This window comes from Rhizobium sp. CNPSo 3670, assembly GCF_057784555.1.
Window position 1 is genome coordinate 15,184 of the sequence record NZ_JBXSOL010000048.1, and the last position, 13,686, is coordinate 28,869.

The 13,686-nt window shown below is 60.7% G+C and carries 13 protein-coding genes; 9 read left to right on the forward strand and 4 right to left on the reverse strand.

Translation table 11 applies throughout. The features are described from left to right. The first annotated feature begins 126 nt into the window (after nt 1-126). The 9 genes from adh to AC13QO_RS27725 all read left to right on the forward strand — a co-directional run bounded on the left by adh (nt 127) and on the right by AC13QO_RS27725 (nt 11,167). A complete protein-coding gene (adh, locus tag AC13QO_RS27685) occupies nt 127-1,635 on the forward strand; it encodes an aldehyde dehydrogenase (RefSeq protein ID WP_488542499.1) in 1,509 nt (502 codons plus the stop codon). Nucleotides 1,636-1,841: 206 nt separating this feature from the next. Beyond that, nucleotides 1,842-2,234 (forward strand): DUF779 domain-containing protein, encoded by a 393-nt coding sequence (locus AC13QO_RS27690; protein WP_085779591.1) that lies wholly within the window; start codon nt 1,842-1,844, stop codon nt 2,232-2,234. A 134-nt stretch (nt 2,235-2,368) separates the two neighbouring features. Next, nucleotides 2,369-2,965: a DJ-1/PfpI family protein gene (locus AC13QO_RS27695; protein WP_488542500.1), complete on the forward strand. Its 597-nt coding sequence runs from the start codon at nt 2,369-2,371 to the stop codon at nt 2,963-2,965. A 23-nt stretch (nt 2,966-2,988) separates the two neighbouring features. After that, nucleotides 2,989-3,339: a ribbon-helix-helix domain-containing protein gene (locus AC13QO_RS27700; RefSeq protein ID WP_488542501.1), complete on the forward strand. Its 351-nt coding sequence runs from the start codon at nt 2,989-2,991 to the stop codon at nt 3,337-3,339. 162 nt (nt 3,340-3,501) lie between these two features. Next, nucleotides 3,502-4,209, forward strand: coding sequence for an SDR family NAD(P)-dependent oxidoreductase (locus AC13QO_RS27705; protein ID WP_488542502.1), 708 nt, complete (start codon nt 3,502-3,504; stop codon nt 4,207-4,209). 223 nt (nt 4,210-4,432) lie between these two features. Continuing rightward, the gene (locus AC13QO_RS27710) at nt 4,433-5,566 is read left to right on the forward strand and encodes a calcium:cation antiporter (protein ID WP_285196184.1); all 1,134 of its coding nucleotides are present in this window, start codon (nt 4,433-4,435) and stop codon (nt 5,564-5,566) included. A gap of 135 nt (nt 5,567-5,701) precedes the next feature. Further along, nucleotides 5,702-6,466 carry a bestrophin-like domain gene (locus AC13QO_RS27715; RefSeq protein WP_488542503.1) on the forward strand — a complete coding sequence of 255 codons (765 nt, stop codon included), beginning with the start codon at nt 5,702-5,704 and terminating at the stop codon, nt 6,464-6,466. Between the two features lie 280 nt (nt 6,467-6,746). Then, on the forward strand, nt 6,747-7,943 hold the full coding sequence (locus AC13QO_RS27720) for an efflux RND transporter periplasmic adaptor subunit (protein ID WP_285196186.1): 1,197 nt from the start codon (nt 6,747-6,749) through the stop codon (nt 7,941-7,943). 41 nt (nt 7,944-7,984) lie between these two features. After that, on the forward strand, nt 7,985-11,167 hold the full coding sequence (locus tag AC13QO_RS27725) for an efflux RND transporter permease subunit (protein ID WP_488542504.1): 3,183 nt from the start codon (nt 7,985-7,987) through the stop codon (nt 11,165-11,167). Nucleotides 11,168-11,180: 13 nt separating this feature from the next. Here the strand turns inward: AC13QO_RS27725 and AC13QO_RS27730 are convergent, their stop codons facing one another. The 4 genes from AC13QO_RS27730 to AC13QO_RS27745 form a co-directional block, all read right to left on the reverse strand. After that, a complete protein-coding gene (locus AC13QO_RS27730; RefSeq protein WP_097601746.1) occupies nt 11,181-11,510 on the reverse strand; it encodes a hypothetical protein in 330 nt (109 codons plus the stop codon). Further along, the gene (locus AC13QO_RS27735; RefSeq protein ID WP_488542505.1) at nt 11,507-12,295 is read right to left on the reverse strand and encodes a DUF2092 domain-containing protein; all 789 of its coding nucleotides are present in this window, start codon (nt 12,293-12,295) and stop codon (nt 11,507-11,509) included. Before AC13QO_RS27735 ends, AC13QO_RS27730 begins: the two co-directional genes overlap by 4 nt. A 202-nt stretch (nt 12,296-12,497) precedes the next feature. Further along, nucleotides 12,498-13,283, reverse strand: a complete 786-nt coding sequence (locus AC13QO_RS27740) for a hypothetical protein (RefSeq protein WP_488542506.1) — start codon at nt 13,281-13,283, stop codon at nt 12,498-12,500. Nucleotides 13,284-13,475: 192 nt separating this feature from the next. Further along, on the reverse strand, nt 13,476-13,686 hold a 211-nt coding region (locus tag AC13QO_RS27745; protein WP_488542507.1), incomplete at its 5' end, for a hypothetical protein.

The window sequence follows — 13,686 nt, forward strand, 5'->3', positions numbered from 1 at the left end:
TCCTGTCGCATCCCTGCGACAGTGTGCACTGCGATATGGATGACATGCTCTGTTCCGGCCGCTGAAACATGCGCATTTTCCTCGCACTGGTTCGCTTGGGAACCTGGACCATCAAGGGAGGATGACATGCTTCATCAGAAAATCGTAGAATCGCCATTCAAGCTGAAATACGGCAACTATATCGGCGGCGAATGGCGCGAGCCGGTCGAAGGCAGATACTTTGAAAACGTGACCCCGGTCACAGGCGGCAAACTCTGCGACATCCCACGCTCCGATGAAAAAGACATCAATCTCGCGCTCGACGCGGCCCATGCGGCCAAGGAAAAATGGGGCCGGACGTCCGCCGCCGAGCGCTCCAATATCCTCATGAAGATCGCCCAGCGCATGGAAGACAAGCTGGAACTGCTTGCCCAGGCAGAGACCTGGGACAATGGTAAGCCGATCCGCGAAACCATGGCGGCCGACATTCCGCTGGCGATCGACCACTTCCGCTACTTCGCCTCTTGCATCCGCGCCCAGGAAGGTTCGATCGGCGAGATCGACCATGATACCGTCGCCTATCACTTCCACGAGCCGCTCGGCGTCGTCGGCCAGATCATTCCCTGGAACTTCCCGATCCTCATGGCGACGTGGAAGCTGGCGCCGGCACTTGCCGCCGGCAACTGCGTCGTGCTGAAGCCGGCCGAACAGACCCCCGCTTCGATCCTGCTCTGGGCCGAACTCGTCGGCGACGTCCTGCCGCCCGGCGTGCTCAACATCGTCAATGGCTTCGGTATCGAGGCCGGCAAGCCGCTCGCGACCAGTCCCCGCATCGCCAAGATCGCCTTTACCGGCGAAACGACGACCGGCCGGCTGATCATGCAATATGCCAGCCAGAACCTCATTCCGGTCACTCTGGAACTCGGCGGCAAGTCGCCGAACATCTTCTTCGCCGATGTGATGGCCGACGACGACAATTTCCTCGACAAGGCGCTCGAGGGCTTTGCGATGTTCGCCCTCAACCAGGGCGAAGTCTGCACCTGTCCCAGCCGCGCCCTCGTCCAGGAATCGATCTACGACCGCTTCATGGAAAAGGCGGTCAAACGCGTCGAGGCGATCAAACAGGGCAACCCGCTCGATCCGGAAACGATGATCGGCGCCCAGGCATCGACGGAGCAGCTTGAGAAGATCCTCGCCTATCTCGACATCGGTAAGCAGGAAGGCGCCCAGGTTCTGGCCGGCGGCTCGCGCAACGATCTCGGCGGCGAATTGGCGAACGGCTATTACGTCAAGCCGACGATCTTCAAGGGCCACAACAAGATGCGGGTGTTCCAGGAGGAGATCTTCGGACCTGTGGTCTCGGTCGCAACCTTCAAGGATGAGAAGGAGGCGCTCGAAATCGCCAACGACACGCTCTACGGTCTCGGCGCCGGCGTCTGGAGCCGCGACGCCAATCGCTGCTACCGTTTCGGCCGCGAGATCCAGGCGGGCCGCGTCTGGACCAACTGCTACCATGCCTACCCCGCCCACGCCGCCTTCGGCGGCTACAAGCAATCCGGCATCGGTCGCGAAACTCACAAAATGATGCTCGAGCATTACCAGCAGACCAAGAACATGCTGGTCAGCTACAGCCCGAAGGCGCTCGGTTTCTTCTGAGATGTTTTCATATGGGAGAGGTTCAAAACCCCTCCCCACAAGGGGGAGCGGCTTATGATGCCGCTCCTCCAGCTTTCCCTACCGAAGTCTCAGCAAGGCGATACATCGCTTTTAGAACGAGGCAGTTCAACAAGTTAAGTCCCTCCCCTTGTGGGGAGGGGTCGGGGAGGTTTTTTTTCTTCCCCCAAACTTTAGGAGGAAGAACCATGGAAACGACCGTCGACGGCGAACCGCGTGTTCTCGCAACCGATGCGGCCCTTGATCTGATTGCAGAAATCAAGCGGGACCATCCCGATATCCTCTTCCATCAGTCCGGCGGCTGCTGCGACGGCTCTTCACCGATGTGTTATCCTGCCAATGAATTCATGGTCGGCGACAGCGACGTCAAGCTCGGCGAGATCGGCGGCGTGCCGGTCTATATCAGCGCCAGCCAGTTCGAGGCATGGAAACACACGCAGCTCATCATCGACGTCGTGCCGGGCCGCGGCGGCATGTTCTCGCTCGACAACGGCCGCGAGAAACGCTTTCTCACCCGTTCTCGCCTCTTCGGCGGCGGCGAGGCTTGCGCCGTACCGGATGCGACTGTCAGAACGGTCTGATCAAGGATCTGAAAGCGCGCTTGTCGTAATGCCCACCTGTATCCGGCCGAGAATTTCGGCTGTAGTATTCCCACAGTACCTGCTGCCGGGCGGTCTTTGTTAATCTTCGCCTGTTGGTTTCAAGGGAGGATGCGATGCCAGCTTCTAATATCCTGATGATCACGGGTGACTTCACCGAAGATTATGAAACGATGGTGCCGTTTCAAACGCTGCTCGCCTGCGGCTATACGGTCGACGCCGTCTGCCCCGGCAAGAAGGCGGGTGAGACTGTCGCCACTGCCATTCACGATTTCGAGGGCGATCAGACCTACTCGGAAAAACGAGGTCATAATTTCGCGCTGAACGCCACTTTCGACAGCGTGCGGGCGGAGGATTACGATGCCCTGGTCATCCCCGGCGGTCGCGCGCCGGAATATCTTCGCCTCAATGCCAACGTCATCAAATCGGTCCGGCATTTCTTCGATGCCGGAAAACCCGTTGCAGCCATCTGCCATGGCGCGCAGCTGCTTGCCGCCGCCGGCGTGCTGAAGGGCCGCACCTGCTCGGCCTATCCCGCCTGCCGGCCGGAAGTCGAACTTGCCGGCGGCATTTACGCAGATATTGCAATTACCGATGCGATCTCGGACGGCAACCTAGTCACGGCGCCGGCATGGCCGGCGCATCCCTCCTGGCTGCGGCAGTTCATGGCCATACTCGATGCCTCGTCAATACCTGAAACCAACGCCGCCTGAGGAGGCGGCGGCGGGAGGACGACATGTGTGAACTCTTCATCAAGGCGGATGCGCGGCTATGGGAAAGCACCACCCGGTCGCTGCGCATCGATGGCATGGTCACCAGCGTCAGGCTGGAGAACTTCTTCTGGTCGAAGCTTGAGGAAATCTCCCGGCGCGACGGCATGAACGTCGTGCAGCTGATTACTCGACTGCATCATGAATCGATCGATGCCGGCCATGATCTCGGGAACTTCACATCCTTCCTGCGCGTCTGCTGCTCTCGGTACCTCGACCTGCAGCTCACCGGTGACATCCCGGCAGACGTCACCCGCTCGATCTCCGAGTTGGATGCGCCAGTCATCCTCGGCCGCGAACGGGAAAAATATCACTGAATCCCAACGCGACGGAGCTGGATGATGACGGGCGGAGCTCACTACTCCGCCAACGTTCTCAAGATACCTGACTGGCGCGGTTGCGCAGGGGTTGCGTTGCGGCGCAGCCTGGACCAACAATGCGCGGCGTCCAGCAACGGCACCGTCAGGAGATCACTTGCCATGAACGACCAGAAAGCCGTGATCGTCACGGGAGCCGGCGGCAACCTCGGCAGCGCCGTTGTCCGGGAGCTTGCCGGCGCCGGCGTGAAACTCGTCTGCATGAACCGTTCGAGCCAGGAGCTGGAAACTTTGGCCGGCGAGCTTCCCGCGTCCAGCGAGTTTCTATCGATTGCCGGAACGGATCTCACCGATTACGCCTCCTGCGCTGCCGCCGTCGCCCGGGCCGTCAAGCGCTTCGGCGGCGTCAGTGCGTTGGTCAATACCGTCGGCGGGTTTCAGATGGGGCCGGTCGGGCCGGATGCCCCCGCCCAATGGGACACGATGATGACCGCCAACGCCCGCACTGCGCTGACGATCAGCGCCGCGGTTCTCCCGACGATGAAGGCATCGGGCTACGGCCGCATCGTTCATGTCGCCGCCGCGCCCGGCCTGAAGGCCGGGCCCAACCAGGCCGCTTACGCCGCCTCCAAAGCCGCCGTCATCCGGCTGACGGAAGCGCTTGCCGCCGAATGCCGCGACGACCGCATCACCGCCAACTGCATTCTGCCCGGGACGATCGACACGCCTGAAAACCGCGCCGCCATGCCCAATGCGAAAACGGAGGGCTGGGTCTCGCCGCAATCGATCGCCCGCCTCATCGCCTTCCTGATTTCCCCGGCAGCAGCCGTCGTCACCGGCGCGGCGATCCCGGCGACCGGCCGCGAATAACGCAAGGCGTGGCGTGATCGGCTGCTCCTTTGCGCGGGTCCGTGGGGTATGGAGCGACGAACCTGCAAGTTTTGCTCCAAGACATACGATCTGACTTGAGCTTCTGTTCGCCTTGAGGCAGCCTCATCTTCCCGGCTCAGGTGGCGGGCAGGAGACAGCGGGCGGGCACGATGGTGGTGATGATCGCATCTCGGCGGCATTTGCCAGAAAGCGGGTGGTTTCGATGACGGACGGTCCCGCATTACGCGCCGTCAGCGCCACGGGACTGGTGCGCGAGGAATGGTTCCTGGGCGTCAGCGTCGCGACGAGCTTGATCTTCCTTGCTTTCCAGGAGCAGATCTTCGCACAGCTTTCCCATCCTCTTTGGTTCGCTGTCGTTTTCGCGTGGCTGTTTGCCGTCGTGCTCGGCTCCGCTCTGTCGGTCGTTCGGCACGCAGACCACCTGGCGGAACGGCTGAAGGAGCCTTACGGCACGCTCATTCTGACGCTTGCCATCACCTCGATCGAGGTGATGGCAATATCAGCCGTCATGCTTCACGGCGAAAACAATCCCACGCTTGCGCGTGACACGCTGTTTGCAGTCGTCATGATCATTCTGAACGGCATGGTCGGCCTGTCATTGCTGCTGGGCGCGTGGCGGCGACCGGAACAGCAGCATAACCTGCAGGGCGCCAACGCCTATCTGGGGGTGATCGTGCCGCTGGCGACGCTCAGCCTGGTCATGCCGACATTTCTTGCAGGCCCGGACGGACAGCATCCATCGGCAGCAAGGCAACTGATACTCGGCATCATATCGGTCGGCCTTTATGCCACATTCCTGTCTCTCCAGGCCGGTCGCCATCACGATTATTTCACAACCGATCGCAACCGCGATCAGCATCCCGGCGAACAGGTGTCCCCTCGCGGACAGCTCTGGCCCCACACCGTTCTGCTCTTCGCCTATATGGGCCCGGTCGTCTTCCTGGTCGAGCAGCTTGCACGGCCGATCGACTACATCATCGAAACCCTGCATGCGCCGACCGCATTCGGCGGCGTCGTCATGGCCGTGCTTGTCGCGACGCCCGAGGCGATCAGCGCTGTGCGCGCATCCATCGCCGATAATCTTCAGCGCTCCGTCAATATCTTTTTGGGTTCGGTCTTATCGACGATCGGGCTGACCGTGCCGGCGATGCTGGTCGTCAGCCGTCTCTACGGACACCCGGTCACCCTCGGCCTGGAACACGGCGATCTGGTGATGCTCGTGCTCACCCTTGCCGTCAGCATCATCACCTTTGCCAGCGGCCGCACGCATCTGATGCAGGGGGCCGTGCATCTGGTGCTTTTCCTGGCTTACGTCCTGCTCATTTTCCAGCAATGATTTCCGCCGTCGCGAGAACAGAAAAGTAAAGAGTTCCACGCCCCCTCAATCTTTCGCTATGCTGACAGCAGCAATTGCACAACCTGCAAGCATCCCGACGCTTGCGGGATTGACGTGACGATGTGGGGGCAGGGCTTGAGCTCACTGTTGCTTGGCGGACTTGTATTTGTTTTTCTGTCGGCGGCAACATCGATAGGAATGATGGTGCGCGGCCGCTTGCCGGATCATCATCTCAGCTCGGAATCCAAGGACGTCATCAGGCTCGCGACCGCGGTGGTAGGAACGCTGTCGGCCTTGGCGCTCGGCCTGCTGATCGCATCCGCCAAATCGACCTATGACAACGCCGAAGTGGAGATGAGAACGGCAGCTGCCAGGGTCCTTCTGCTGGACCGCGTCATGGCACAATACGGCCCGGAAACCGGCGATGCGCGCCGGCTGCTGCGCCAGCTCATCGAAAGACGGCTGAGCCGCGGCTGGACTGCCGCGACCACCGACGAAGCATCCGGCAAGGCGCTCGGAGAATATCAGGATATCGAGGCGGTTCAGAGCGACCTTCGATCCTTGTCGCCTAGGGATGCCGTCCAGCACTTTCTCCAGACGCGCGCTCTCGATGTCAGCGGCATGGTGGCGGAAACCCATTGGCTGTTGGTCGAATCCGGCAGCGAGGGCCTGCCCTGGGCGTTCCTGGCGGTTCTCGTCTGTTGGCTCTCGCTGCTTTTTGCGACCTTCGGCCTGCAGGCGCCGCCCAATCCGACGGTACTGTCCATTCTTTTCGTCTGCGCGCTTTCCGTCGCCGGCGCGGTCTTCCTGATCTCGGATATGGCCAATCCTTATATCGGGCTGGTCCGCGTTTCGGACGCCCCCTTGCAGTCCGCCATAGAACGGCTCGGGAAACCGTAACCGCACTCCGGACCCCGCCTCTGCTCTTCCGGCCTCGTCACAGTTCAATTGTGCACTATGGGCTATTGCAATTTTTAGCAATGCCGCGACATAATACCGCATTAAGCCGTCGGCAGGCCGATTGGGGGCCGCCGTCGAGGCACGCATGAAGACGACAGCGCCACGCGTCGTTCAGCGGCGCAACGGACGCTGTTGTATTTTGAATTGCTGCATATTGTCCTTCGATCAATTGCGATTGGTGAACTGTGCAGTGGGCTCTTGACCTGTCGAGGCGGCGGCAATGCGTGGGAGATTGCATAAGGCTCTGCGACTTTTTGTGACATTTGCCGGCATGGCGGTTTTTGCCGGCTGCGAGGAGAGCGGCAACGCCTATGTTCCCCCGCCGCCGCCTGCGGTTCGGGTCGCACAGCCCGTGCAGCAGTCGGTGACGCTCTATTTCGAACTCACCGGCAATACCGCGCCGCTCAATGCCGTCGACATAGAGGCGCGCGTCCAGGGCTACATCCAGTCCATCGACTACCAGGACGGGATGATGGTGAAGAAGGGCACCAAGCTTTTCGGCATCGAGCGCGACACCTACCAGGCGCAGCTGGATCAGGCGAAGGCATCGCTCGCCTCGCAGCAGGCCTCCCAGGTCGGCGCAAAGCAGGAATATGACCGGCAGGTCAATCTGTCGAAGCAACAGGTCACTACGCAGACCGCGGTCGACAGCGCCAAGGCGACGCTCGACGAGGCGAATGCAGCCATCCTCAACGCCCAGGCCAATGTCGACCTTGCAACGATCAATCTCGGCTATACCGAAGTGCTGGCCCCCTTCGACGGCATCGTCACCGATCACCTCGTCGATATCGGCACGCTGGTCGGCGTGTCGGGCCCAACCAAACTCGCCAGCATCGTCCAGACCGATCCGCTTTATGCCTATTTCAACGTCAGCGAAACGCAGGTGCTGATGATCAAGGAAACCATGGCAAAGCAGGGACATACCTTCAGGCAGACCGACCTTCCGAGCATACCGGCGGAGATCGGCCTGCAGACGGAAGAAGGTTACCCGCATCAGGGGCATCTCGACTACGCATCGCCTCAGCTCGATGCGTCCACCGGCACGCTGCAGGTCCGCGCCGTGTTCGACAACAAGGACCACGCCATGCTGCCCGGCCTCTTCGTCAGAGTCCGGGTGCCGGTCGGCCACGACGACAAAGCCCTGCTGGTGCGCGACGATACGATCGGAACGAACCAGCTCGGCAGCTACGTGCTCGTTCTCGGCAAGGACGACGTCGTCGAGCAGAAGCAGGTCAAGACGGGCCAGCGTGAAGGTCCGCTCCGGGTCATCCAATCCGGCCTCGATCCGGCAGACTGGGTGGTGACCCAAGGGGTTCAGCAGGCCGTTCCCGGCAGCAAGGTCACGCCCGAGAAGATGGACATGAACCCGACGGCCAATGCCGCCGGCGATGCCAAGGCCAAAACCACAACGCAATGAATTCGCCGCCATGCTTCTTCTGAACGTCTGAGGACAACAGCATGATCTCGCGTTTCTTCATCGAGCGACCGGTACTCGCCAACGTTCTGGCATTGGTCTTCGTGCTCGTTGGCGCGGTCGCCCTGTTCCAGCTGCCCGTGGCGCAATATCCGAATGTCGTCCCGCCGACGGTGCAGGTGACGACGCGCTTTCCCGGCGCCAGCGCCCAAACCCTCATCGACACGGTGGCGCTGCCGATCGAGCAGCAGGTCAACGGCGTGCAGGACATGCTCTACATGCAGTCGACCAGCGCCAGCGACGGCACCTACTCCCTGACCGTGACCTTTGCCATCGGCACGAATCCGGATCAGGCGCAGGTTCTGGTGCAGAACCGCGTCGCCATCGCAATGTCGTCGCTTCCCGAAGCGGTGCAGCTTCAGGGCGTGACGACACAAAAGAAATCGACGGCGATCCTCGGCTTCGTCAGCCTGACCTCGCCCGACAGCCGCTACGACAGTCTGTTCCTGTCGAACTACGCCGTCATCAATCTGCAGAACGAACTCGCCCGCCTACCTGGTGTCGGCAACGTGACGGTGTTCGGCGCCGGCCAATATGCGATGCGGATCTGGATGGATCCCAACCTGCTGCAGGCACGCGGCCTGACGCCGCAGGATGTCGTCAATGTCGTGCAGCAGCAGAGTCAGGAGGTCGCCGCCGGCCAGATCGGCATTCCGCCGGTGCCGAAAGGGCAGGTCTTCCAATACACGCTGAATGTCAATGGCCGGCTGAACGAGGCGGCCGACTACGAGAACATCGTCGTCAAGGTCGAAGGCGGACAGGGCGGCCAGATCACGCGCGTCCGCGATATCGGCCGCGTCGAACTCGGCGCCCAGACCTACAGCCAGTCCTTCACACAAAACGGCCGGCCGGCCGCCGGCATCGGCATTTTCCAGCTGCCGGAGGCAAACGCCATTGCGGTGGCGAAGGTGGTGCGCGCCAAGATGGAAGAACTCTCAAGGAGCTTTCCGCCGGGTCTCGAATATCACATGCCATTCGATACGACGAAATTCGTCGAAGCCTCCATCGACGAGGTTTACGTCACCTTGATCGAAGCTGGCGTACTCGTCCTCATTGTCATTCTGGTTTTCCTGCAGGATTGGCGGGCGATGCTCGTGCCCGCGACGACCGTTCCCGTCACCATCGTCGGCGCCTTCGCGGCCATGGCGGCATTGGGCTTCACGGTCAATCTGTCGACGCTCTTTGCCATAGTCCTCGCGATCGGTATCGTCGTCGATGATGCCATCGTCATCGTCGAAGGCGTCGCTCGTCACATCGAGGCCGGCATGTCAGGCCGAAAGGCCGCTGAGAAAGCGATGGAGGAGTTGCTCGGCCCCGTCATCGGGATCACGCTGGTGCTAATGGCTGTCTTTATTCCGGCCGCCTTCCTGCCCGGCCTGACCGGCCAACTCTATCGGCAGTTCGCGCTCGTCATCGCCGCCACCGCCCTGATCAGCGCCATCAATGCGGTCACGCTGAAGCCGACGCAATGCGCCCTTTGGCTTCGCACGCCGGTGCCTCCCGAAAAACGCAATGTTCTCTATCGCGGCTTTAATAGGGGCTATGACTGGGGTGAACGCCACTATGCCGGCCTGATCGGAGCGATGACCCGCCACAGCGGCATTATGGCCATCGCGGCGCTCGCGCTGATCGGGGTTGCGGTCTGGGGCCTCACCCGCTTGCCGACGGCGTTCTTGCCCTTGGAGGATCAGGGCTATGTGCTGATCAGTGCGCAATTGCCGGACGGCGCATCGAAAGAGCGGACGGATTCTGTGATGGCAGAGGTCGGCAAGATCGCCGAGGCGACCCCTGGCGTCGATCAGGTGTTGACCATCAGTGGCCTTTCCGTTCTCGACAACAATGCCAGCCTGCAGAATGCCGGCGTCGCCTATGTCGTCCTCAAGGATTGGGACGAGCGCGGTAAGGAGAAGGGGCAGGACCTGCTGTCGATCTATCGGCATCTGAACGACGCTCTGCAGCATGTGCTGACCGCAAAAACGCTGGTGGTCGTGCCGCCTCCGATACAAGGCGTCGGCAATGCCAACGGCTTTACAATGCAGGTCGAACTCAGGAACGGCGTATCCGATTATCCGCTGCTGCAGACGCTTGCCGACACGATCGTCAAGAACGGCAACGCCCAGTCATCGCTGCAAAGGCTGAGCACGCCGTTTCGCTCGAACGTGCCGCAGCTTGCGGTCTCGGTCGATCGCATCAAGGCGGAGACGCTGGGAGTCACGGTGGGCCAGGTGTTCTCCGCTCTCTCCGGCTATGTCGGATCGAGCTATGTTACGCAGTTTAACAAATTCGGCCGCACCTTTCAGGTCTATGCGCAAGCCGCTTCCGATTTCCGGGTCAGTCCCGAAGACATCCGTAATCTGAAGGTCAAGGCCGGCGACGGGACGATGGTGCCGCTCGGCACCGTTGTTGACGTCACCATGACACAGGGTCCTTCGCTGATCAGCCTCTACAATCTCTATCCCACCGCCACCATCGTCGGCGGACCAGCCGCCGGTTTCAGCTCCGGCCAATCGCTGGAGGTCATGGAGCAGATCGCCGACCATACATTGCCGGCGGGAACCGGTTTCGAATGGACGGCGCTCTCCTATCAGGAGAAGGCTGTGGGCGGTCAGATCTATTTCATCTTCGCGCTTGCCATGCTGCTCGTCTATTTCGTGCTGGCCGGCCAATATGAAAGCTGGATCCTGCCGCTGGCGGTCATACTTGCGGTGCCGCTCGCCCTGCTCGGCACGGTGGCGGCACTCACGGCAGCCGGTGTCGCCAACAATCTCTACACGCAGATCGGCCTGATCCTGCTGATTGCGCTGGCCGCCAAAAATGCCATCCTCATCGTCGAATATGCCCGGGAAAAACGCGCGGAAGGCATGGAAATCCTGGACGCAGCCGTCGAGGCCGCCCGCCTGCGCTTCCGGCCGATCCTGATGACCTCCTTTGCCTTCATCCTCGGTGTCCTGCCGCTCGTGCTGGCGACAGGCGCGGGCGCATCGGCCCGCAAGTCGATCGGCATATCAGTCTTCAGTGGCATGATCGCTTCGACCTGCCTCGCCATCCTCTTCGTCCCTTCCTTCTACGTGCTGCTCCAGCGCCTAGAGGAATATTGGAGGCGACGTGGCGCGACCGTAAAGGCGGCCGCGCCCATGACGGAGGCAGAGATATCGAATGTCGGGTAAAGCAATCGCAGCTTTATTGGACGATCACCTGCACATAAACACTGCCGCTCTTGGCATAATAATAGGCGCCACATCGATAATAATAGCCGCCGAAATAGGGACCATAGCGGCACCCCGCCGGAAGCACGGCGATAGTCGTCGTCGTGCGCGTGACGACCCGCCGCGTCGTCCGGCGAGCCACGCCTGCATAGGAGAGCGGCGTCAGCGGCCTGCCGATGACGGCGCCCGCCGGCGTGCCGAAGCCGACCGACAATGGCATGTAACCCTGCCCCTCAATGCGAAAATCGGTGAATGTCAGCACGCCGGCAACGCTGAGTGCGAACAGCAGCTTGTTATAGGTCATTTCGCTTCTCCCATTTCGGCGGCGGCCGGAAGCTCATCAAGCGATTGCAGTTCGCTCAGATCGACCGTCTTCGCGCTGGCAGGAATCTCGATGGTGTAGGCAACGGCTGCGACATCTGCTCCAATTTTGAAATCACGGATTTCGAGCGTGTATTGCGGCGCCTGGACGACATGCTTGCTGGTGATGACGTAGCGGCGCGGTATCGGCTGCGAGCCGGTCTGTATCCAGATCTGCCAGTCGATTTCGGCCGTGCGGAAGGCAAGGTATTCGCATTCGACGCCATCGACGAAAGCACTGGAAATATGTTTGGCCTCCGTCACATCGGACATGAGCTCGTCATAGACGTTGGAGGATAAAAGATCAGCGCCCGGCGCTTCGACGCCCGCTGTCATGAGCCTGTCGATCAGATCATCGAGCGAACCCTTGCCATCGATCTTGGCGTAAGCGTCGAGATTCTTGCCGTGTACTGTCAGCGACGAACCATCGAAACTGACGTCGAGATCCGCGAAGCCACCGGTCCTCGCCACGCGCAACTTATCGGGACGGGTTAGGTTGGCGGTCCCCGAGCTCACGAACTGGAGCTTTTCGAAGGCGGGCGTCACCGCTTCGAGCGAAGATTGATATGTGAAGGAGATCGTCTCCTGCGCTGCCAGAAAATCGGACATCTTCTTGAGCAGCTCTTTTGCATCATCCGCCCAAGCGCTTGTCGGCAGCACCAAGCTTGCGGAAACCGACGCATATATAAGCATCCGCTTCAATTGCGGAAAAGGGAAAGTCGATGACATGGCAATGCCTTTCGTTCGTGTCGTCATTGATTTCATCGAATTGCAGACTGGCTGGCGGACCTGCCGGAGCCGGACATGAAATGTGTGAGATGCAAGGCATCGAGGCGGGCAACTTCCGTCTGCGGTCTTGGCCAGATCGCACTCGCGGAAATTTCCGTTGGAGCGCGATCACCCCATTCTGCATGCAAGTTTCGGCTGGGTGCTACAATCCCGAGGTCAGGACCCGATGACAGGCCGGCGACACCCGCTGCAGATTATTCCGCAGACAGGCGATGCCTCGTCCTCCCCCCAAAGGCACCATGCGGCACAAGGCCCGGAAATCCGCTCCGCAGGTTTCCCGCAGGATCATCACTTCCTCGCGCGGTGAGAAGGCCGGCATCATTGCTCGCGGAGCCGGCGTGATCGCGCCCGTGGCGCCTGCACCGCCGGTCGTCGGCGCACCCGTTCCCCCCAATGCGGCGACCGCCTGCTGGCATGGCGCCGATAAAGCGGCGTTATGCTCCTGCAGGCAACTGAGCGCCGCGGCGCCTCCCGGCGTTACCCCAGAACATTGCGCCATAAAATCGCGCTGACAAGCCGATTTGACCGCATTTCGCTGTGCCTGCGTTGGCTGATGCGCCGGCGCCCCGGTCGCGGCCGCCGGAGCGCTCGCCGCCGTATCCGCAGGCGCAGCCGGCGCCGATGTCGACTTAGGTTTTGCAGTCACCGCGGAAACCGCATTCCGGCATCCCGCCGAAAGCGAGGCGCTATGCTGCTGCAAGCAGGTAAGCGCCTCCATTCCTCCTGGCGTCACCCCGGAGCATTTGGCGATGAAATCGGAGCGGCATTCCGCTCGGATGGCGTCACGCTGTTCTTCGGTCGGCGCTTGCGCATATGCAACCTCGGTGAAGAGCACCACTGCGCAGAACGCGGGCAACGCGGCGATTGCCGATAAAACACGGCGCCTCCCATATGGAGACGTCAGTAGAAAAGATCGCCATTTTCGCATGATTCCCCCCTATAGATCTGATCTACTTCATGAAATCGAACTGCCGTTTGAATAGAATAATAGGCGCCGCCGAATGGACGGACGTTGCTTGCTGCTAGGAAAATATAAGAAGCGCCTGAACTACATATATTAGAATATTATCCTTTTAGCAACTATTTCGTCGTTACCTGAAGATCGATACAACTGATTGGACTATCGTTTCTGCGGCGTTAAAACGCAAAAAGCCCGCCATTGGCGGGCTTTTAGGGAAATGTTGATTTCGGTTCCATGATTTGAACCGTCGCGTTGCTCAGCCTTCAGGTTATGGCGAGCGTCAGCGAACGAGAAGCTACCATCGCCAGGGAAAGCGCAGCTTTTCCGCCAGCGATAAGAAGGTAGATGCCGATCTATGGGGAATTTTGGT